Raw genomic sequence first — 21,368 nt, 5'->3', positions numbered from 1 at the left:
CTATTTAATTCGTAGTTTTCTGTTCGGTTTCACAATAGTAAATCTTTCGACCACCGGTTTCCATAACCTGTATTTCCTTGCCGCATTTGTAGCATGGTTTATCCGCTCTTCCATACGCATAGTGCCGGTATTGCTTTCTGGAAGCTCCCTCCTCTTTCAGCGCCTTTACCAAATCATCGGGGGTTGTGAGTCCGCCGGTTTTGTAGGATCTGCGCGAAAGTTCGAGTGAATGTTTTGCCAATGCTTCTATTTGATCTTCACTACAATCTCTGGGTCTAAACTCAGGATCAACGCCTGAACAAAATAAGATTTCGCTTCTCAAATAATTTCCAAGACCGCTTAAGAAACCCTGATCTAATAGCAACGTTGAGAGCTTTCGGTTCTTAAACGAACTGCTTTGGTACCGCTGCAATACTTCATCATACGTGGTTTCAGGGTGCACCACATCCGGACCAAGTTTCTTTATATAGGGATGGGCCTCCACTTCGCCGTCCTCAAGCATTTCAATTTCGGAGGCAGAATATAAAAAGGCCGATGAATCAGAAGTATGAATCGCCACTCTCAGCGACCGATTAGTTTCGGGCTCACTCCCATCTTTCCCAATCATCCACTTTCCATAAAGCTGATTGTGGGAATATAGATTCAGGTGGTTCTCAAAAGAAGTAACAATGGCTTTTCCTCTTGGGGTGATGGAATCTACTTTTAAACCCTGTAGCTCTTGCTCAAATGGTTTAAGCTCTTCAAAAGCAAAAAATACTTCTTCGATTTCCTTACCTGTAATGGCTTCACTGATTTTATCTGCTGCTCTCCAAATTTCCGGTCCTTCTGGCATGATTTCGTTTTTATTCGTTATTCGTTATTCGTTATTCGTTGGTCGTTGGTCGTTGGTCGTTGGTCGTTGGTCGTTGGTCGTTGGTCGTTGGTCGTTGGTCGTTGGTCGTTGGTCGTTGGTCGTTGGTCGTTCTCACGTAAAAAGTTTGGTTAATGACTTGGAAGTCCATACAATCCACAGCAAAAAACCGTTCATGAAATCTTTTTTGGCCATTACATCAGGATTTGCCGGATTCCTCTTTTTTGAAGGGTTTGCCCGGCTTATCATCACCTTTTATCATCGCATTGATTTCCAATTTTATGGCATTTCACACTTGCCATCCACCGTTTGGATTGTTGTGATATTGCTATCTGTACTTACAAGTACGTGGCTTGTTTCTATGCTAATCCTCACGGTAATCAATAAAAATACCCTTCTTAATGCTCTGATTTTTGGCGTTATTTTGATTGGGTGGAGAGCCATGGAATTTTATAATTCTTATCAATCCGAACCATTATGGTATTTTGGAATTGTTATACTACTGCATGTATTAGGTATATTCTTAGCCTATCAATTATATACAAAACAACATGAGATTACTGATCCTTCTTAGCGTTCTTTTACTGGCAAACAGTTGCTCCAAAACTGCTGACGTACAACTTCAGGAGATACCGTCTGTAGCCGGTGATAATAGCTCCCTGCCCTCTTTATACACTGATAATACCGGCACTGTTTTTATGAGCTGGGTGGAAGAAAGAGAACAACTTGCGGAGTTAAAATACGCCTCTTTTGAGAACAGTACATGGTCTGAACCTACTATTATTTCAGATGATTCTACCTGGTTTCTAAACTGGGCAGATTATCCTTCCATCATTGGAAAAGATGGACAACCGATGGCAGCTCACTGGCTTAATAAAAAACCCGGTGGAACGTATGCCTATGATGTTAATATCTCAGCTTTCAATAACGAATGGACGGAAAGAACTATCCCTCATCAGGATGAAACTGCAACCGAGCACGGATTCCTGAGTATGCTTCCTGCTTCCGATTCCACCTTCATGGCGGTATGGTTAGATGGCCGCAAGACTGCCGGGCGAGATCATCACGAATATGCAGATCTCAGCAAGGCCATGACCTTACGTGGAGCCATTATTGACAGAAAGGGTCAAGTCATAGAGAAATTCCTCATTGATGATTCTGTATGTGATTGTTGCAACACCTCGTTAGCTAAAACGGAGAGCGGATTTATTGTGAACTACCGAAACCGTACGGAAGATGAAATTCGTGATATTTATTCCTCAGTTTTCAGGGATGGGAGATGGAGCGAACCCAAGGTTGTGCACAAAGATAATTGGGAAATAGCCGCTTGTCCCGTGAACGGCCCTGCTATCGATGCACATAATAAAATCGTTGCCACAAGTTGGTTCACAGGTGCAAATGGACAGCCAAAAGTACAACTCGGCATATCCAATGATTTTGGCCTAACTTATGATACCGTGATTTCAGTAGATGGCCAACATGCAATAGGAAGAACGGATATCTTAATGAATGATGACAAAATCTGGGTTAGCTGGCTTTCTTCAGTTGATGATTCCGGGCAGCTAAACCTGGCCTCTTATTCCCTAAAAGGTGAACCACTAGAACAATATTCCATTCCAAATATCTCAGGAAAAAGAAGTACAGGATTTCCACAGATAACTACATCAGATCGTGGTATTCTTATAGCTTTTACCGATGTTTCTGAAGAACAAAAAAGAATCCGAATGTTTGAATTGAAATAGCCATCATTACCCATTCTATGAATCTGAAAGCTTGCATACTCCCTTTCGTTATTCTACTGCTGCTTACCGGTTGTGAACCATCAAAATCTCCCACTCCCAGTGGAGACAACAAATTCCAGACCATCTTAACGGACAGCAAACTGAACCAATGGAGCGGAAAGGATGGATATTGGCGATTTGAGGATGGAGTCTTAATTGGTGAGATCACCCCTGATAATATCCTGATTGAGAATACTTTCTTTATTTGGGAAGGTAACACCGGTCATGACTTTGAGCTAAAGGCCGACTTCAGGATTTCACAAAAGGGAAACAGCGGTATCAACTACCGAAGCGAACCCGTGGAAGGAAAAGAATTTATGCTTCGTGGTTATCAGGCTGACTTTGATGGTTCACATAAATATACCGGGAATGTGTATGAAGAAAGAGGCCGAGCTACCTTAGCAAACCGTGGAGAAATTGTGAACCTAACGAACGGTACTTCTTCTGAAGTTTTAGCAAGAACCGGAACGCAGGAATCATTGATATCAAAAATTGATACCACTGATAATGCCTGGAACCAATATCATATCATAGCCCGTGGGAATTCCATCATCCATCTTATAAACGGTCAGGTTATGACTATCCTGATGGGTGATGGAGTGTCAAATTCTGCCGGTAACAAATTAGGATTTCAGCTTCACCTGGGACCTCCAATGAGAGTTGAGTTCCGAAATATCCAATTGAAGAAATTATGAGCACTATTAGTACTTTAGCTAAGTAAATCATCAAGAATTTTACCCTTTATTAACTCTGCATGCATAGCATTAACCAACGAAATCGAAGTTTTTACCTCACTATCATTTCAGCCGCGCTTTTATTTATTACAGGCTGCACTTCATCCTCAGATCAGCAAACAGAACAGACTCAGCCGGAGGTAAACCAACAAGACCTGGCCAGTTCTGAAATTCAAACATTACCCGGCTTTGAAGCACAACTGCTGTATGAAGTTCCGAGAGGCAGCTATGGCACCTGGATTGCCCTCACCGTTGATAATCAGGGCCGATTGATAGCTTCCGATCAAAGTAATAAAGGTATGTACCGGGTTACGTTAAATGAGACTGAAGGGAATCCTGAGGTTGAAATTGAAGAGGTTACCATTCCTCTGTCGGGGGTAAATGGCTTTGCCTGGAAGAATCAGGACTTGTATGCCAATGTTGGCGGCAAAGGTATATTCAAAATGAGTAATGAACGTGGTGATGATCAGTTTGATGTTCTGGAATTTCTTGGTGGACCGGCCAAACTGGCTGAGCATGGAAATCACAGCGTTATTAATACCGCTACAGATAATGACTTATATGTGATCAACGGAAATTACACGCCGGAGCCCGAACTAAACTCCAGCCGTTTGCCTAATTGGGATGAGGATTTATTGCTTCCCCGGATGTGGGATATCAGAGGTAATGCCCGCGGTATTTATGCGCCCGGTGGTTACATAGCTAAAATTAACCCTGATGCTTCAAAATGGGAAATGTTCAGTATCGGATATAGGAATCCTTATGATGCAGCCGTGAACCCCCACGGGGAGTTGTTCACGTTTGATTCCGATATGGAATGGGATTTAGGCATGCCATGGTACCGCCCAACGAGGCTTATTCACGTTACAAGTGGCAGTGACTATGGCTGGCGAAGTGGTAGCGGGAAGTGGAAAGAGTATTATGAAGACAGCCTTCCCCCCACATTAAATACCGGTCGTGGTTCTCCCACCGGAATTTTATTTGGTACAGGGGCTAAATTTCCGGCTAAATACCAGCATGCTTTGTTTGCACTCGATTGGTTATACGGAACCATATACGCTTTCCACCTAACTCCTGATGGTGCTACTTATAAAGCCAGGGCAGAGAAATTTCTATCCGGCAATGCACTTCCTTTGACAGATGCTGTAATTGGTAAAGATGGAGCCCTGTATTTCATCATTGGCGGAAGGTCGAATGACACCAAACTATACCGGGTAGTTTATACCGGTGATGAAGCAACGGACCCTGCTCCCTACCCTGATAATACCGAGGCTAAACAAGCTCGCCAGATTCGTAAAAATCTGGAACAATTTCATGGTAAAACAAACCCTAAAGCTATTCAGGAAGCCTGGCCTCACCTTGATTCTGACGATCAGTTTATACGCTATGCAGCGCGTGTTGCGGTAGAATCTCAACCTGTGAATTTATGGGCTAACAAAGCTCTTAATGAAGATAAGCCCTGGGCTAAGATAAATGGGTTGATTGCCTTGGCTAGATCTGACTCTCAAATATACAGAGAAGACGCCATCAACTCGTTGATTGAGACAAACCTCGACTCTTTCAACCCAGACCAGAAATTAGGATACTTGCGGGCATTATCGCTGGTTATCATGCGTCTTGGAGACCCGGATAATGCACAAAAAGAATTAATAACGGATAAACTGCAGCAACTTCTGCCCTCTGAAAATACCCGACTCAATACAGAGCTGATACGTTTGCTGGTTTACCTGGAAGACTCAAGAGTGATTGAAAAAGCCCTGGCTTTAGTACAGAACCCAAAGCCCCGAGATTCCAAACCCAACTGGTTAGGCGTTGTTGATCATCCGGACGGAACCATCGAGAAAATGCAACAAAATCCGCCGCCGGTACAGGAAATCGAATACCTGTTTATGCTCAGAAACCTCAAAACCGGGTGGACCATTGAGCAACGAAGGGAATATTTCACTTACATCAATGAAGCTTCCGGAAAAATGGGCGGTTCAAGCTATACCGGATATTTGAGGAAGATCAGGGATGATGCATTGAGCAACGCCTCGGAAGAAGAGCACGATGCCGTAGCAGGTATTACGGGTGTAAGTTTAATAACGGAACCTGATTTTGAAGTACAACCTCCGGAGGGCCCCGGGCGGGACTGGACGGTAAACGAAGCTATCGTAGCTGTATCCGATCACCTCACCGATCGGAACTTCGAGAATGGCAGGAATGCTTTTTTTGCCACCGGTTGTGCTTCCTGTCACCGATTTAACGGCTATGGTGGAAATATTGGGCCGGATTTAAGCACCATCGGCCTTAGATCGTCAGTTTCTGTTTTACTGGAAGATATTATCAACCCAAATTCACTTATTTCAGATCAGTATAGCAGCTCAGAAGTAAAGCTGAAGAGCGGAGAATTGATCCTTGGGCTGGTTGTAGAAGAAACAGATACCCTTAAAATATATCCGAGAGACCCGGACCAATCAGCAATTATGGTGAGTAAGAATCAGGTTCAATCCGTAGAACCATCGAGCATTTCTCAGATGCCGGCAAATTTACTGAACCCGTTAAATGAAGATGAGCTTAGGGACTTGATTGCTTATTTGAGATCAGGAGGTAATCCTGAGAGCAAGCTGTTTAAGAAGTAAGTAAAGAAACGAAGTATTATCTTTGAATCCATACGGTGGAATCCGCATAAACCATGACCTCTAATACAATATCAGTATTTGTTGGTCTTCCCACTAAACGAAATGAATTATAGGTTCTGTCTGAAATGGTATAAGTACCATGACCATTTTCACTTTGCAGATAAAGATCTTTCAAAGTAACATCCTCAAAAGAATTCTGACCGCCTCCCTGAATTCTTGGGCGCTCATAATAGGCTACAGATCTACCTATTGCTTCATACATACCCTGCAACGTAGCTGACCTGTTAGGATTTAGCTCTCCCTTGGAAAACGTGTTAAAAGCTACTGAAACTGTAATGGCAACAAGTACAGTAACTAATATGACCAGCAGTAGTTCTCTTTTTCCCATTTTGACCTCCGAATAAAATAAGAGTGGAGTAAAAAAAATGGCTCCCTTTCAGGAGCCATTCATTGTAAACTAATGATATAGATTCTAATCTATATTAGTCATTTTCAATCCAAGAAATACCACCTGGTCCGATATCCGCAGTAAGAGGTCCGTTACCAGTTGCAGAACTAACTGAAGAGGTAACCGGTCCGTCAATACGGCTAGCAGGATAAGCAGTAAGGGTAAAGGTAGTGTCAGTAGCACCAGGTGCAGAGAAAGTATATACACCGTTAGCGTTTACTGCTGTTAAACCGCCGTTAGCGATTTCGTCAGCCGGGAAAGCAACTGTATTGAAGGTAATACCTTCCCAGTCACCGCCACCGCCGCCAAGCATTTCAGGCTTCATAAAGTAGCCCTGTGCTGAAGAAGCGAATGTAGCAATATCCTGACGAACTGCGTCAAGGTTAGCTGAATCAGCAGCTGATCCGAATGTGTTAATAGCCACAACCGTCGCAATACCTACGATGATTGTTACGAGAATTACAAGAAGTAATTGTTGTTGACCCATGATGATCTCCTATTGTAGTGTTGTTTTGTGTTTGTTAAACTGTTTTCAATTTATCTGATACAAATTTTAGTAATAACTGCATCAAAGTAAATTAGAAATTATTTAGTGTTGTTTGGTTTTTTCTTGATCACAAGAGTGATCTATTTTTCAATTGTTACAAAACATAATTAAAAAATTTTAATATTCGCAGAAAAAATTACCGTATTGGTTCTTTTTTTGCAATGCCTAACCGGGCTCGAATCAATCTACGAAATAAAAATTAGGTTGGATGTAGATTAAGGAAGTTTTAATACTTTTCATATTCGATTTATCCCCTATAACCCTTCCAGGGTTAAACCCCTTTGCCTTAATAAGGATCATTGCCTTAACCCTGGAAGGGTTATTTGAGTATTCGATCATTCAGGTACCACAAGACTTGAGACTGGAATTGAGGTATAGAAATAGTTACATCGGAGCCACCTCTCCACCCTGAGGCATCAAGGTAATTTCTTCGGCAACGCTTCTGCTGCTCAATTCTGAAAGAGATACAATGAGCCTTCCAACGTCTTCAGGATCAATAAGCTTGATGGGATCGATATCAACTTCATGCCAGGATGTTGAGTATGTCTGACCAAGATTAATGGCCGTAACAGCTACATTTGTACCCATCAATTCTTTTCTGAGAGAGCGTGTGTAGCCCAACAAGGCATGTTTGGACATAGAGTATGCCCCACTGTCTTTTAAACCCCTCAAAGCTCCCACAGAGCTTATATTTACAATTAACCCCCTTTCCTTGTTCTTCAGTTCAGGAAGTACAGCTTTTGTGAGATTAAATGCACCGGCAGCATTTATTTGAAACTGGGATACAAACTCTTCATTGGATGTATCCTCCAATTTTTTAAATAAGAATGAACCGGCATTGTTAATCAAAACGCCCGGATTGAGCTTCCCAAAATCGATCTCCCCTATCTTGTCCTCATTAGTGATATCCAGGGAAAGAGTTTCAACCCTCGAAGCTCCGGCCGAAATACATTCCTCTTTAGCTTCGGCTAATTCTTGTTCATTTCGGGCAATTAAGACAAGGGAGTGATTTGTTTTTCGTGCAAACACCCTGGCAATAGAAAGGCCTATCCCTTTACTGCCCCCTGTTATAATTACCGATTGGTTGCTGAATGACATGGTACTGTTACGGTACTTTTAAAAATTTATGCGTCTGAAGACTAATACCCCATTCCGGGTTTTCCTTCACATAGTCCACAATCAGATCTATGGATTTCGGAGTCTCCCACTCAGGCTGGAGCAGCAGCTTTGTTCCTGCCGGGCATTTTTCAGCGTTCTCTTCTGCCCACTTTAAATCTTTATTAGTGAGTACAACCACCTTTAGTTCATCCACATAGGCAAATACTTCTTCGGTGGGTTTTTTGAACCGTTTGGGCGACAGGGTGATCCAATCCAACTGCCCTGATAATGGGGATGAACCACTGGTTTCTATATGAACCTGCAATCCGGCTGATTTTAACCCAAGGGTAAGCGGTAATAAATCATGCAAAAGAGGCTCTCCCCCGGTAATCACAACAAATGGTGCTCCGCTTTCTTTAGCTGCATCTACCAACTCACCAACCGTTAACTTAGGGTGTCCTTCCTCTTCCCAGCTATCTTTAACGTCACACCACCAGCAATTCACATCACAACCTGCCGTACGAATAAAGTATGACGCCCGGCCCGTGTGGGCTCCTTCTCCCTGAATGGTATAAAAATGTTCCATCACCGGATATTCCACTTCCAGGAAGTCTTTTGCATCTGTAAGCAGATTGTTATGATTTTCGGTTTTAAACATCTTTATCGGTGTATTCTACCCAGCTGGTTTCTGTTTCCCAAACCGTAACTGTTAACTCAATTTCTCCGGGAATCCGGCTTTTGGTTTCTTTGTGGATGAATTCAGCAATCCGCTCTGCCGTCGTATTCTCGGGCATCAGTTCATTTAAAAATCCATGATCAAACCCACCCTTTTCTGAGTCTTTGGCTGCCCACTTCAGTTCTTTGAAGTCGCATACCATATCCGGGGTTTCCAAATATTGGGAAGGATTTAACTTATTGGATTTAGCCGTCATCTTCACTTTGTAAGAATGCCCATGCATTCTACCGCACTTCCCATCATATCCTTCGATAAAATGGGCAGCATCAAATTTAAATTCTGTATGTAGCGTCCAGGTTGGCATTATATAGTCTGTAATTTTGATATCATTAATTAGAGATATCATTCAATAAAAAAAGCCACGTTGTGGCGTGGCTCAAAATTACGGGTTTTTCAGTAAAATTACTTGGTTCGCTTTATGGTACATCCAAGCGAGCGGGTTTCTTTTGTACTGATTTCATTTCCGCTCATAAGCTGATTTATAGCATCTGCGGCGTACGTTGCCTCCACTGCATTGGCATCATCAGCATTATCATCTATAGCCCCATGATATACCAGCGTTAAATTCTCATCAAAAAGAAAGACTTCAGGTGTGCGTGTTGCCCCAAAGGCATCGGCAATCACGTGATTCTCATCCAGTGCATAAGGAAATTCATAATCCTGTTTCTGAGCACGTTTTTTCATGTCTTCCATCGATTCTCCCCGGTTTCGGATACGCTCGTTTGGGTTCAGAGCGATCATCCCAATATCGTTAGCTTCAGCAAGCGCGGCCAGGCCATTATACCGGTCTTCCCATTTAGCTACCCATGGACAAGTATTGCAAGAAAACACCACAAGAAGCCCCTTATCTCCGGCTACTCCGGCCAATGTCAGTGTTCTACCCGAAGTATCTTCCACTTCCTGATTTATCTGGGGAGCTTTATCACCAATTTCGAGACTATTGGTTGATTGCATTTGAGCAAAGGCGGTTAAAACCAAAACGGCCGAAAATCCCGTGACAAATTTTATCAATTTTTTCATGGCTTAGTCCTCATTTATGACATTAAGTAGTTCCGATTCAAAAGTCTCCAGTTCAGCTTTTCCTTCCCATGAAGCCGTTACCTCTCCCTGTTTATTATACACAATGGTAAAAGGAAGTGCACCCGTCCAATCATTAGAAATCGTTGTTATGAATTCATTGTCTTTGCCCACTTTAAAATAGGTTTCAAAATCCACGCCTTGTTCCTTCAGGAATTTTTCAGCCTCATCGCGGGCTTCCCTGAAATCACCGGAAACAAAAATCAGTTTAAAATCCCCCTCATATTTCTCATTAAGCTCCATCAGGTAGGGAAATTCTTCGATGCAGGGAGCACACCACGTTGCCCAGAAATTCATCAAAACCGGCTTCTCACCTTTGTACTCTTCCACCTTTGCCATAATTTGATCAGCTGTAGCATCTACAAGAATCTCATCACCTGAAAAGGACAGGCTCATCAATATCAGGACAATACTGCTTATTACAGTCTTCATACTTTCTCAGATAATTCCATGGGATTCCAAAAGTGGTGTTCAATATCAACGGTATAATCTTCTTTAAATTGAACGCCCTCCTGTTGCAGTCGCTCTTTCATGGTATCTCCTTCAAAATGAGCACGACCGGTAAGCTGACCCAATCTGTTTAATACCCGATGTGCCGGTAATTCGTAACCTAAGTCATAGCTCCGGTAGTTATTCATTGCATAACCAACCATCCTTGCTCCGGACTCCACTCCAAGATATCGGGCAATCGCTCCGTAAGAAGTCACTTTACCCTGAGGTATCCGGGCTACCACTTCATACACTCGTTCGTAAAAGTCAGAGGCTTTATCCGAGCTCACGACAATAACTTTCTTATTTCTTCCAGGGAATCTGTTTCACCGTTTTTCCGCACGGCAATTTTCACGGCTTCAATTCCCAATGTTTTATATAAAGAAAGCAGTTCGGGTGCATTTTCCAAACTCTCCACATGTTGTTTTACCGTTTTTAAATCACCCCGTGCAATGGGGCCGGTTAAAGCTTCGGTTACCCCCAGCTCTTTTACATTCCGAAGGGTGTTTTCCATCAAAGGGGTAATGGCTTTCAGGGCCGTATCTTCCGGTACGCCTCCCAATGCAGAGATCTTTGTTACCAGTTCAGCCAACACTACCAGGTAATTAGAAGCAACCACAGCTGAAGCGTGAAGCAATGGCTTGGCTTTCGGTTCAACCTTAAATACATGAGCGCTTAGGCTATCAGCCAGATCCTTAAGGCGTCGAATAGCCACCCCATCCCCTTCAACATCAAACCACGTACTTTCGAAAGAGGATGTTTTAGGAGTGATGGCTTTCATAGGGTGAAATGAGGCAATGGAAGCCCCTTTCTTACTAAGAGGTAATAATATCTTTGAGGGATGTACGCCTGAGCAGTGAACCAAACTTTTGTCTTCCAAATCAATACATCGTTCTGATAACTGTGTAACCACGCTGTCAATCGCATCATCAGAAACGGTCAGAAAAGCCAGTTCCCCGAGTTTATTTTGATTATTGGGAATCCCTTTACCGAAATAGGTATCCGGGAAATTCCTGATTAATTCCGGGTCTATTTCGGAACGGTTAAAAACTGATATAACCTCATAACCTGATCTCGTCAGCACGTTCAGTAATGCTGTTCCCACGCTTCCCAGTCCAATTATGGTAATGCGGGGGTTCTTCATAATCAGGCCATTTGAGGTTCTGTGCGCTTGGCATATCCACAGATATTGGTGGCAGATTCGATATGATCCAGGAATTCAACATCATAACCCCAGGAGCGGGCCACCAGGATTCCGCTCATAAATGCACGGGCTCCTTTCACGGTCTTCTCATTACTGTTCAGGTAATGCATCAAGCCTGACTCTTTGTTGTTAACGACCAATGAACGCAGTTTTTCCAGCTCTTCAGGGCTCGAAGCCGGCACATCACAACAATAAACGATAAGGGCGTTTCGGTTAAGCAGCAGTTCATCCAATGTATAAGCGAGTTCACGAATGATCGCCGGATCATAATCGCCAATTTGTAAGCTCACCACTTCGAAATCCGAGAAGCAAGACTGCAAAATCGGAAGCTGTGTGTACAGGCTCATTTCTTTGCTGTAGCCTTCATCTGCGATAAAAAAATCGTCCTCTTCATCACAAAATTCATTTCTCAGAAAATCATTAACAGGCACTTCCCCAAACCGGGTTTCAAACACTTTATTGGAAGGCATGGCCAGTTTTTTCTGCAAATGCCCGGTATAGGATTCGATGACAACTACCGTATCGAAGGTTTGATTAACGACGGTTTTATAGATAGTGCAAAGTTCCCCGAAGTTATGTGCATCTATGTTGTTTGGGACAAACAGCATCCGAACATGCTCGGCGTTGGTGTTTAAGTGCTTCGCATTTTTAACGTGTTCCTGGATCTGATGCTGCGTAAGGCTCTGTACATCCATAATTGTGTGCTGATGATATTTCGTTTGTATAAACAAAAAAGCCCGGAGATACCTTCCCTCTTACCGGGAGAAATGATATTTCCGAGCTTTTAGTCAAATATGTTTGCTTTGATAAGCTAATGCTATCTGATGATTTGTTAGCCTGAAACTACAAATTTCAAATAATTTATCATTGTTAAATCTTACAGAAAAGCGGTTTTTTTGATTCTTTAATATAGTGAGGTCGTTCAGATTGGTTCTCAACCCGGTGCCCAGGCATTTAACGGCGGCTTCTTTTACGGTCCATAATTTCACCGGTTCTTCTGAAGCCAATGTCCCCTGCTCTTCATCGTTCAATATTCTTTTTACTACTGCCGGATTGATTTTCCGATCTGCAAGTTCAACATCCAGGCCAATATTTATTGAGAGTGAAAGAGCACAGTACACTTTTTGGGGTGAGTGTGAAAAGCTCACATAGATAAGTTCGTTGTGATGTTGGGCATATGGCTTCCCCATTTCTTCTTTTACCAGGTCAACTTCGTCCGGTGCAATGTTTAAACTATGAAGCAGATGTCTGAACAGGTGACGAGCCGCCAGATATTCAGCTTTCCTGTTGGCACTGGCAAACCCCTGATACTCTTCCAACTCTTCCTTACTAAGGATGTTTGTGGAATCCGAAGCGCCAATTTCAGCTTCCCCGAGTAGTACATCATCGGGCCAAAAATCGATGTGTTTCGTCTCTAATCTTTTCATGAAGCAAGTATAAGAATTTTTAGAGGAAGGAGACTATGCTTAGAAGAGTTCAGATGGGAAAAAATGGCGGAGAGGGAGGGATTTCCCGCAGGACTGTTTCCGTTTTCTAAATCCGGGTTAAAAGCGGGACAGGCTTCTCATCCCTCTTCTTTATTAAAATAACGCTGGGTGAATGGCTAGCAGTTTGTATAGTACTTAATGCGGAGAGGGAGGGATTCGAACCCTCGGTACCCCGGAAGGGGCACACTCGCTTTCCAGGCGAGCCCGTTCGACCGCTCTGGCACCTCTCCGTTTGAAAATAGATGAAAAGCCTTATCGAAGGGCGCCTAAGATAGAAGTATTTATACCCTATATCAACGTATTTAGAAGCCAATATTAAAACTATTTTCAACATAGGTTTTAACGGGCCTTCCATCGTCTTTAGCCGGCGTAAAACGCCACTTGGCTGCCGCCTGCAGTACGGCTTCCATTATCCCATACCCTATTTGGTTTACCACTTCATAATTTCCTTCTCTATCATACACTCGTATTTCTGAGATATAATAGTCTTCCACCTGCCCTTTTGTGCCTACCAAAAAAGTAACCTTAACACGGGCTTTGATATTCGCTCTCTGTGCAGCTTCCGGAACGGTAGGCTCTACAATCCGAACCAAACCGGCTGGCTGTTCGGGGCTGCCCACAAACTCCCCCTCACCCTGAGCGTCAGAAAATCCCTCCTCTCCGTCCGCTTCATATTTTGAGAGCAGATCTTCGAAGTCAGGAAAATCGATTTCTTCCTCTATCACTTCATCGTTTGGTACAGGAACAGGAACGCGCGGTCTTGGGGGGGCAGCCGGTGCTGAAGTCTGTTTAGTGATAATTGAATTCTCCACGTAAATGACTTCATCGGTGAAGGTGTCTACATATTCTTTAGGCGGACCTTCCGGGATGGGCCAAAACTTTAACAAGCAGATAATCAGTAATTCCGCACATATCAGTGATAACATGAAACGGTGTTCATGCTCAAGCTCACCATAATAGATGTCGCGAAATTTGTCGATCAAGTAGGTTTGAGTTCTGTTAACTGTTGTTGCATAAGCAATCTGATGTGGTCTTTTAGTTCCCTCATATCTTCAAAATCAGAAGGATCAAGGGCATCCAGTACTCTAAGTTTAAACCGAACATTTGGTTTTAAATGTTTTGAACCGGATGGCATAGCCTCGAAACCACCATCAATTACCATGGGCTGTAATTTGAAACCATATTCTTTTGCAAGAAGAAACGGCCCGTTCTTGAACGGTTTAAGTTCCCCATCCATTGTGCGGGTTCCTTCCGGAAATATCATCACCGGTATCAGGTCTTTCAGTGGCTCAACCAAATTATCAAGTTTCTTCAGGGCGGTTTTGCTTGAACGGTTGATCGTGAGGTGTCCCGTAAGCCAAACCAGCCAGCCCATGACGGGAATATAGGTGAGACTTTTTTTGGAAACCCATTTCATTTTCCAGGGCAAATGATAGATAAAGGCCATATCCAGAAAGCTCTGGTGGTTGGAAACAAAAATAGTCGGCTCGGACGGATCGTATTTTTCGGTTCCCTCAAACTCCATTTTCCAGGCCGGGCTGGCTTTCATCATGCATCTGGCCATTAACGAAAGGGTGAAGTTCGGGGCTTTCCTGTATTTATCGAATGGAAATGTGATGATAAAAACAGCCAGAATGATGACAAAAAAAACAAGGAAAAGCAGCGTAAAATAACTGAATACCCAGATGCTGAATAACCGTCTCATCATCCTTCACTGATACCTAAAAGTGCTTTTCTAACAAATCCGTCGTTTTGTTTTAGCAGCTTTTTGGCATCCTCCGCATTAAGGTTACCCAAAGCCATCAATAAGGCCGTTTTTACATGCCCATCTGCCTCATTCAAAAGCGCTTCAGCGGTTTCGTAATCAACTTCCGAGAAAATCATTAAGATGCGTTTTGCACGCTCTTCCAATTTCTTATTGGAAAGCATAAGATCAACCATCACGTTCTCATAAATTTTCCCCTGTCTGATCATCGCCCCGGTTGTAATCATATTAAGCACCATCTTTTGAGCCGTTCCGCTTTTCATACGGGTGCTTCCCATAATCACTTCAGGTCCAACCGGTACGTCAATCAGATAATCTACATCAAGATCAATTTGTTCGGCCGGCACGGTGGTCACCAAAATAGTTTTACATCCGCGCTTCGCTGCTTCTTTAATGGCTCCGTGTACATAGGGAGTGCGGCCACTGGCCGCCAGACCACAAATTACATCAGGTGGAGCAACTTTGGCCTCTTCAACAGCTTCAGCTCCGATCTCCTCTGAATCTTCCGCACCCTCCTGAGCTACAAACATAGCGGCTTCTCCCCCGGCTATAAACCCTTCAACCTGCTCAGGCGGTGTACCAAAAGTAGGCGGACATTCAGCTGCATCAAGCACTCCCAGCCTTCCACTGGTGCCGGCTCCGAAATAAAGCAAACGCCCTCCCATCTGGAATGCATCGCTAACCAACTCTATGACATCAGCAATTACATCCAGCTTTTTTTCGACCTGAAGGGCCACTTTCTGGTCTTCAGCATTTATCAATCGGGCAATTTCGCCGGCTGAAGCCAAGTCAATTTCTAGTGTTGACGAATTTCTCTTCTCTGTAGCTAAGTTTTCGAGTTTCTTGAATAGCTTTTTCTTCTCTTCTGTAGAATTCAATGTCTTAGTTTCCTTTTCTGTTTTTCCACCAAAGGGCCGACTCTCCCGTTCCGTTCTCCAACAAAGCTTCGCTCTCCGGTTCTGATTGGTTTTTGAATTTCAGTAATGATGCGGCAAGGGCTACATCCTCTGCAGGCTGATCTTCCTGCATGTTTTCCGGCTTAAAGTGATCCTGCACAAAATGTGTATCATATTTTGCCTCAATGAAGGCCGGATGCTTAAGGGTAAATTCACAGAACGGAATGGTGGTTCTGCATCCCGCAATCTCGTATTCATCCAGCGCGCGGAGCATTCTTTTTCTGGCTATTTCCCTGTCCGGTCCGTGTACACTCAACTTGGAAATCATAGGGTCATAGTTAATGGTAATTTGCTGCCCCTCTTCCACTCCGGCATCCACGCGAATGCCTGAGCCGGTAGGTACCCGGTGTTTCTTTAGAAGGCCGGTACTTGGCAGGAAGTTTTCGGTGGGATCTTCCGCGTAAATCCTGCACTCAATAGCATGCCCGTTTATAGCTAAATCTTCCTGTTTGATCGGAAGCTCTTTTCCTTCAGCTACCAATATTTGAAGGGCAACTAAATCTACTCCTGTAATCATTTCCGTAACCGGATGCTCTACCTGAAGGCGCGTATTCATTTCAAGGAAGTAGAAATTGAGGTGCTTATCTACCAGGAATTCAATGGTTCCGGCTCCCACATAATCCACGGCTTTGGCGGCGCCAATGGCAGCTTCGGCCATATCAGCCCTAAGTTCATCAGTCAATAGCGCACATGGAGCTTCTTCTATTACCTTTTGGTGACGACGCTGAACCGAGCATTCTCGGTCGTACACATGGAGCACGTTTCCGTGAGTGTCGGCCATAATCTGGAACTCAACATGACGAGGTTCCTCGAGATATTTCTCTATGTAGATACGGTCGTCACCAAAAGCATTTCGGGCTTCTGATTTTGCAGCTTTGATGCTCGCTTCAAACTCTTCTTTCTTATGAACGATGCGCATCCCTTTTCCACCACCACCGGCGGCAGCTTTAACCAGGATCGGGTAGCCGATGTCGTCGGCTACGCTTCGGGCTTCCTCAATATCCTTCAATTCACTTTTAAGTCCCGGAGGCGTAGGAATTCCGGCTTGGGTAACCAATTCCCGGGCTTCGGTTTTGTCGCCCATCAGGCGGATTGCTTTGGGCTCAGGACCTATAAAAATGATGTTTTCTTTTTTACAGCGTTCTGCAAAAGCTGCGTTTTCACTCAAAAATCCATACCCGGGATGCACCGCGTCGGCACCGGTCTGCTTTACAGCATCAATAATCTTGTCGATCACCAGGTAACTTTCCGAGGAAGCAGCTTCCCCGATAAATACCGCTTCGTCTGCGTGAAGCACATGTGGCGAATGGGCATCGGGGCGAGAATAGACCGCCACCGTTTTTATTCCAAGTTCTTTACAGGTGTGAATTACCCGAAGTGCAATTTCTCCACGATTAGCTATCAGTACTTTTTTTATATCCGCCATAAAATCCTGTTTACTTTTTGCCTAATGATAGGACTTTACGGAAAGATTCTCCAAGCAAAAAGCAGATTTTAACCGGCTGTATTCAAATCAATGAAAGCCTTGGGTAAAATGGAGAGTTTTTCGGTGTAATTGAGGAAGGCGCGATGATCAAACACATTGTAATCGTTCTGCTCAATTTTGTCGAGGATGCGGCCATAGTTGTGACGGGCGAGATATACCGGCAACCGGCTGTCGCTTGAGAGCAGTGCAATTCCTTTGTCGGCCTTAGCATAATATTCCCGTGCCCTCTTAATCTGGAATTCCATCAGGCTTTTGAATTTTTTATCGAGCGAATAAGAGAACAGGTCATCTTCCTTTATCCCATATTCCTCAAGCTCATTTTGCGGGATGTATATGCGGCCGCGACGTAAATCTTCCCCAATGTCACGTAAAATATTGGTCAGCTGCATGGCAATACCAAGATCAACCGCATAATCCAAAGCTTTGTCGTCCACATATCCGAAAACCTCGCTGGTCATCAATCCAACTACGGAGGCTACTTTGTAGGAGTAATCATATACTTCCTCAAAATCCTTGAATCGGCTTTTTACTAAATCTGTCTTCACCCCGTCCATCAGCAGAAAAGGGAGATCCATTGAAATTTGATATTTCTTGAGCGTGTCAGAAAAAGCGGTAAGAATCGGGTCGTCCACAATCCTTCCTTCATACACATCGATCAGGCGTTGTTTAAACATCTCCAGCTTTTCATCCACCTGATCTACTGTAATCCTTTGGTTGTGAATCAGATCTTCAGCTTCATCAACCAAATCATCGAGATACCGGCATAAGCCATAGATGGCAAAAATTCCCCGCTGCTTCTCATTTGGCAGAAAGCGTGTAGCCATATAAAAAGTCTTGGCATGCTTTTTTGTGATACGCCTGCAATGGGAGTAAGCTCCCTTTAGCTGATCGTCTTGCAGATCTTCAATCACAGACTTGTGGAATGAAGTTCGCTCGTACAGCGGGCGTATTACATAATATGGTATGCGGAAGATATTGGTAATCATAATAATTTCTTTCTCTTCTGCTAAAGCTTTAATTAATCTGAAAAAGTTCCCGCCGTAATTAAATATTTATCTTTTAGCCATTATGACATTTTCAAAAGAAGATGTTTATACTTCAGGCTTCTATTTGTTTATATTGGGTTAATTCTATTCTATTATCTTTTAAGCTATACGAGTTTATACTGCTAAATAATTGAGATGCAATGAATAAAAAAGTTACAATTTATGAGGTTGCCAAACGTGCGGAGGTTGCGATTTCTACCGTTTCGAGGGTACTTAACGGTTCGGAGAATGTATCGAAAGTAACGAAAGAGAAAGTTGAAAAAGCCATTGAAGACCTCAATTTTCGCCCGCAGGTTAATGCCCGGAAGCTTGCCAGTAAAGAGCCCCAGATGCTTGCTATTGCGGTTCCCTCTTTTACAACACCATACTTTAATGAGGTATTGAAAGGCGTTAAAGATGAGATCAAGAAAATGGATCTTGATATCATTATGTATAACACCGGGTCGAAAGAGCCTGAAGAAGCCGTTCAAAACTTTTTTGACCGGGGTACCGCTGATGCTGTAATTCTTTTATCTATTGATGTGAGCGATAAGGTACATAAACTCATTCAGGCTACCCGAACCCCGGCTGTGTTGGTGAATGCCTCCCATCCCTCCTACGATTATTTTATGCTAAATGACTACAAGGGTGGATACCTGGCCGGAGAACATCTGGTGAAGCAAGGCTTTGAGAAATTAGGCATGATTACCAGCGTGGTTGAGTCGAGAGCATCCTTACAACGTATTCAAGGTTTTAAAGATGCCCTGAAAAATTATAAGATGAAGATTGACAAATCCCTGTTCAAGAGCGGAGATTCAACCAAGCATGGTGGATTTACCGAAGAATCCGGTTTCGAAGCCATCTACAAATTTGATAAACAGGGTAAGTTTCCGGATGCTATTTTCTGCTCGAATGATACGCAGGCCGTGGGTGCTATTTATGCCCTATCAAAACTTGGGATGAAAGTTCCGGATGACGTGGCTATTATGGGGTATGATAACATCAAACTAAGTAAATACCTTGAGCTGACGACCATTGACCAGAAAATGTATACCATTGGTGTTCAGGCGACCAAGCGGTTGGCAGAGATCATCAAGAAGCCGGGTGATGAGTTATATCAAACTACTATAAATCCGGTGCTGGTTACGCGAGGTTCAACAGAAAATAAAAAGGCAAAATAAGTTGAGTTCTGATTTTACTACCCGGGAAGCCCTGGACCATTGCATCACCCAAACAGAAGTACCTGAACTTCCCGAACCATACAAAGGCAAAGTTCGTGAAGTGTATCCTTTAGGAAATGACAGGCTTGGAATTGTGGTTACCGACCGAATTTCAGCTTTTGATTACATCATGAAGCAGGCTATTCCTTTTAAAGGACAGATTCTAAACCAACTTGCGGCTTTTTCTTTTGAGAAGGTAAAGGATATTGTAGCCACTCATATCATTGACGTTCCACACCCTAATGTGACCATCGCCAAAAAATGCGAAACGGTTCCCATAGAAGTGGTCGTCCGCGGTTACTTGACAGGACATGCATGGCGAGTGTATAAAGCCGGTGAGCGAAGCCTTTGTGGAGTAGAAATGCCCGACGGACTGAAAGAGCACGACAAATTCCCTGCCCCCATCCTAACTCCGGCCACCAAAGCACAGGAAGGCCATGATGAGGATATTTCTGAAGATGAAATCCTTTCGCGCAAAATTGTTGAACCTGATCTTTGGAATGAAATCAAGGAAGCAGCATTCCGACTGTTTGAGCGCGGAACCCAAGTAGCAGCCGAACAGGGGCTTATTCTTGTAGACACCAAATATGAATTTGGCCTGTATAACGGCGAACTGACATTGATTGACGAGGTGCATACCACCGACTCCTCCCGGTATTTTTATAAAGACGGGTATGAGGAGCGACAGGCTAACGGCGAACCGCAAAAACAGTTATCTAAAGAATTTTTACGCGAATGGTTGATGGAACATGATTTTCAGGGACTGGATGGACAAACCCTCCCCGACCTCCCTGATGAATTCCGTATGGAAGTTTATCATCGGTATGCCGAGCTGTTCGAAATGCTGACGGGTAGCAAATTTGAACCGCTACTGGAAAAAAACTTCAACCGCACTTTAGCTGAGATTCTGAAATGAAACTACCTGTAAACCTTACTGATAAGTTCAAGCTATTTGATGAGTACTGGACACCCAAGATTGTCGGAGAGTTGAATGATCAATATATCAAACTGGCTAAGCTGAAAGGCGAATTTGTGTGGCACAGCCATGACCATGAAGACGAGTTATTCTATATCGTTAAGGGACAGCTCAAGCTTAAATTCAGAGACAATAAAGAAGTCATTCTCAAAGAAGGTGAATTGTACATTGTACCGGCCGGGGTTGAGCACTTCCCTGTTGCCGAACAAGAATGCTGGGTGATGTTGATTGAATCTAAATCAACTTTGCACACCGGTTCAACCAAGGCAGAAGGTTCGGTAGCTGTAGAAGATCAAGAGTGGATTTAAGCTACCCGACCGGTCATGGATGAGCAGATACATTTTCGTAGAATTCGGCCCCGCATCCGTGTAAAAACCGCCTTGAGTTCCGAGGACATCCATAGACGAATCAGAGCCCAATTAAATTCCGATAATGCTGCCTGCGAAGGGCAAACGACCAAAGGTTTTGCCACTATTTATCCCCCTCATAAAGACCAGCATTTTTGGTCACCACAGCTCACCATCACCGTGGAAGAAAACGAAGACGGTAATTTGGTGAGGGGATTATACGGCCCTAAACCATCGGTGTGGACCATGTTTGTTTTCTTTTACTCGGTAATCGGTTTTGCCACTATGATTATTTTGATGGCAGGCCTTTCGTTGTGGAGTTTGGGGAATCCGGCTACCATTCTGTGGCTGTTTCCGGTTTTACTTCTGTTGTTTTTAAGCTTGTACCTGGTTGCTTATTTCGGGCAAAAGCTGGGACATAAGCAGATGGGTAACATTCATCGGTTTATCGAAGAGTGCCTGGAGCAGAAGATTGAAGCAGATTAGTTTAAAACAACTCTTTAGCCACCTCATACACCGAA

General features: G+C 43.6%; 25 protein-coding genes and 1 tRNA gene. 8 read left to right on the top strand and 18 right to left on the bottom strand.

What is annotated here, in order from left to right:
* Window positions 1–4: 4 nt before the first annotated feature.
* The gene (gene nei / locus JJ941_RS04610; protein WP_290962491.1) at window positions 5–832 is read right to left on the bottom strand and encodes an endonuclease VIII; all 828 of its coding nucleotides are present in this window, start codon (window positions 830–832) and stop codon (window positions 5–7) included.
* Between nei and JJ941_RS04605 the strand changes: the two genes are divergently transcribed.
* The 4 genes from JJ941_RS04605 to JJ941_RS04590 are packed head-to-tail and all read left to right on the top strand — an operon-like array spanning window position 831 to window position 5,986.
* The gene (locus JJ941_RS04605; protein WP_290962490.1) at window positions 831–1,424 is read left to right on the top strand and encodes a hypothetical protein; all 594 of its coding nucleotides are present in this window, start codon (window positions 831–833) and stop codon (window positions 1,422–1,424) included. The genes nei and JJ941_RS04605 overlap by 2 nt on opposite strands.
* Window positions 1,402–2,592, top strand: coding sequence for a hypothetical protein (locus JJ941_RS04600; RefSeq protein WP_290962489.1), 1,191 nt, complete (start codon window positions 1,402–1,404; stop codon window positions 2,590–2,592). The genes JJ941_RS04605 and JJ941_RS04600 overlap by 23 nt, the downstream gene beginning before the upstream one ends.
* Window positions 2,593–2,609: 17 nt before the next feature.
* Window positions 2,610–3,326, top strand: coding sequence for a DUF1080 domain-containing protein (locus tag JJ941_RS04595; RefSeq protein ID WP_290962488.1), 717 nt, complete (start codon window positions 2,610–2,612; stop codon window positions 3,324–3,326).
* 59 nt (window positions 3,327–3,385) lie between these two features.
* Window positions 3,386–5,986, top strand: a complete 2,601-nt coding sequence (locus tag JJ941_RS04590) for a c-type cytochrome (protein ID WP_290962487.1) — start codon at window positions 3,386–3,388, stop codon at window positions 5,984–5,986.
* 16 nt (window positions 5,987–6,002) lie between these two features.
* Here JJ941_RS04590 and JJ941_RS04585 read toward each other — a convergent pair whose 3' ends face one another.
* From JJ941_RS04585 to JJ941_RS04505, 17 genes are all read right to left on the bottom strand, one after another.
* Complete coding sequence (locus JJ941_RS04585; protein WP_290962486.1) at window positions 6,003–6,374, bottom strand: hypothetical protein; 372 nt, start codon at window positions 6,372–6,374, stop codon at window positions 6,003–6,005.
* A gap of 94 nt (window positions 6,375–6,468) precedes the next feature.
* Window positions 6,469–6,858, bottom strand: a complete 390-nt coding sequence (locus JJ941_RS04580) for a hypothetical protein (protein ID WP_290962485.1) — start codon at window positions 6,856–6,858, stop codon at window positions 6,469–6,471.
* Between the two features lie 507 nt (window positions 6,859–7,365).
* Window positions 7,366–8,079: an SDR family oxidoreductase gene (locus JJ941_RS04575; RefSeq protein ID WP_290962484.1), complete on the bottom strand. Its 714-nt coding sequence runs from the start codon at window positions 8,077–8,079 to the stop codon at window positions 7,366–7,368.
* 7 nt (window positions 8,080–8,086) lie between these two features.
* Window positions 8,087–8,737, bottom strand: a complete 651-nt coding sequence (locus JJ941_RS04570; RefSeq protein ID WP_290962483.1) for a 7-carboxy-7-deazaguanine synthase QueE — start codon at window positions 8,735–8,737, stop codon at window positions 8,087–8,089.
* Window positions 8,730–9,119 (bottom strand): 6-carboxytetrahydropterin synthase, encoded by a 390-nt coding sequence (locus JJ941_RS04565; RefSeq protein WP_349294203.1) that lies wholly within the window; start codon window positions 9,117–9,119, stop codon window positions 8,730–8,732. Before JJ941_RS04565 ends, JJ941_RS04570 begins: the two co-directional genes overlap by 8 nt.
* A gap of 98 nt (window positions 9,120–9,217) precedes the next feature.
* A complete protein-coding gene (locus JJ941_RS04560; protein WP_290962482.1) occupies window positions 9,218–9,835 on the bottom strand; it encodes a thioredoxin family protein in 618 nt (205 codons plus the stop codon).
* Between the two features lie 3 nt (window positions 9,836–9,838).
* Window positions 9,839–10,324: a TlpA disulfide reductase family protein gene (locus JJ941_RS04555; protein WP_290962481.1), complete on the bottom strand. Its 486-nt coding sequence runs from the start codon at window positions 10,322–10,324 to the stop codon at window positions 9,839–9,841.
* Window positions 10,321–10,671 (bottom strand): MGMT family protein, encoded by a 351-nt coding sequence (locus JJ941_RS04550; RefSeq protein ID WP_290962480.1) that lies wholly within the window; start codon window positions 10,669–10,671, stop codon window positions 10,321–10,323. The genes JJ941_RS04555 and JJ941_RS04550 overlap by 4 nt, the downstream gene beginning before the upstream one ends.
* A complete protein-coding gene (locus JJ941_RS04545) occupies window positions 10,668–11,525 on the bottom strand; it encodes a Rossmann-like and DUF2520 domain-containing protein (protein ID WP_290962479.1) in 858 nt (285 codons plus the stop codon). Before JJ941_RS04545 ends, JJ941_RS04550 begins: the two co-directional genes overlap by 4 nt.
* 2 nt (window positions 11,526–11,527) lie before the next feature.
* Window positions 11,528–12,280 (bottom strand): AmmeMemoRadiSam system protein B, encoded by a 753-nt coding sequence (gene amrB, locus JJ941_RS04540; RefSeq protein ID WP_290962478.1) that lies wholly within the window; start codon window positions 12,278–12,280, stop codon window positions 11,528–11,530.
* Between the two features lie 93 nt (window positions 12,281–12,373).
* Window positions 12,374–13,012: a 4'-phosphopantetheinyl transferase superfamily protein gene (locus JJ941_RS04535; RefSeq protein WP_290962477.1), complete on the bottom strand. Its 639-nt coding sequence runs from the start codon at window positions 13,010–13,012 to the stop codon at window positions 12,374–12,376.
* 201 nt (window positions 13,013–13,213) lie between these two features.
* Window positions 13,214–13,302 (bottom strand) — tRNA-Ser (locus tag JJ941_RS04530).
* Window positions 13,303–13,374: 72 nt separating this feature from the next.
* Window positions 13,375–14,055, bottom strand: a complete 681-nt coding sequence (locus tag JJ941_RS04525; protein ID WP_290962476.1) for an energy transducer TonB — start codon at window positions 14,053–14,055, stop codon at window positions 13,375–13,377.
* Window positions 14,052–14,780 carry a lysophospholipid acyltransferase family protein gene (locus JJ941_RS04520; protein WP_290962475.1) on the bottom strand — a complete coding sequence of 243 codons (729 nt, stop codon included), beginning with the start codon at window positions 14,778–14,780 and terminating at the stop codon, window positions 14,052–14,054. Before JJ941_RS04520 ends, JJ941_RS04525 begins: the two co-directional genes overlap by 4 nt.
* Window positions 14,777–15,715 (bottom strand): N-acetylmuramic acid 6-phosphate etherase, encoded by a 939-nt coding sequence (murQ, locus tag JJ941_RS04515; protein ID WP_290962474.1) that lies wholly within the window; start codon window positions 15,713–15,715, stop codon window positions 14,777–14,779. The genes JJ941_RS04520 and murQ overlap by 4 nt, the downstream gene beginning before the upstream one ends.
* 4 nt (window positions 15,716–15,719) lie before the next feature.
* Window positions 15,720–17,219 (bottom strand): acetyl-CoA carboxylase biotin carboxylase subunit, encoded by a 1,500-nt coding sequence (accC, locus tag JJ941_RS04510; RefSeq protein WP_290962473.1) that lies wholly within the window; start codon window positions 17,217–17,219, stop codon window positions 15,720–15,722.
* 68 nt (window positions 17,220–17,287) lie between these two features.
* On the bottom strand, window positions 17,288–18,265 hold the full coding sequence (locus tag JJ941_RS04505; protein WP_290962472.1) for a squalene/phytoene synthase family protein: 978 nt from the start codon (window positions 18,263–18,265) through the stop codon (window positions 17,288–17,290).
* A 200-nt stretch (window positions 18,266–18,465) separates the two neighbouring features.
* On the opposite strand from JJ941_RS04505, the gene JJ941_RS04500 reads away from it, so the two are divergent.
* From JJ941_RS04500 to JJ941_RS04485, 4 genes are read left to right on the top strand one after another with little or no spacing between them, the layout of a single operon-like run.
* Window positions 18,466–19,485: a LacI family DNA-binding transcriptional regulator gene (locus JJ941_RS04500; RefSeq protein WP_290962471.1), complete on the top strand. Its 1,020-nt coding sequence runs from the start codon at window positions 18,466–18,468 to the stop codon at window positions 19,483–19,485.
* Window position 19,486: 1 nt separating this feature from the next.
* Window positions 19,487–20,440, top strand: a complete 954-nt coding sequence (locus JJ941_RS04495; RefSeq protein ID WP_290962470.1) for a phosphoribosylaminoimidazolesuccinocarboxamide synthase — start codon at window positions 19,487–19,489, stop codon at window positions 20,438–20,440.
* The gene (locus JJ941_RS04490) at window positions 20,437–20,808 is read left to right on the top strand and encodes a cupin domain-containing protein (protein WP_290962469.1); all 372 of its coding nucleotides are present in this window, start codon (window positions 20,437–20,439) and stop codon (window positions 20,806–20,808) included. Before JJ941_RS04495 ends, JJ941_RS04490 begins: the two co-directional genes overlap by 4 nt.
* Before the next feature lie 15 nt (window positions 20,809–20,823).
* Window positions 20,824–21,333, top strand: coding sequence for a hypothetical protein (locus JJ941_RS04485; RefSeq protein ID WP_290962468.1), 510 nt, complete (start codon window positions 20,824–20,826; stop codon window positions 21,331–21,333).
* Window positions 21,334–21,368: the final 35 nt, after the last annotated feature.

It is taken from the genome of Gracilimonas sp., from assembly GCF_017641085.1.
In the GTDB taxonomy this organism is placed as follows: domain Bacteria; phylum Bacteroidota; class Rhodothermia; order Balneolales; family Balneolaceae; genus Gracilimonas.
Note: the sequence above shows the minus strand (reverse complement) of the source record. Positions and strands in the feature narration are given on the sequence as shown.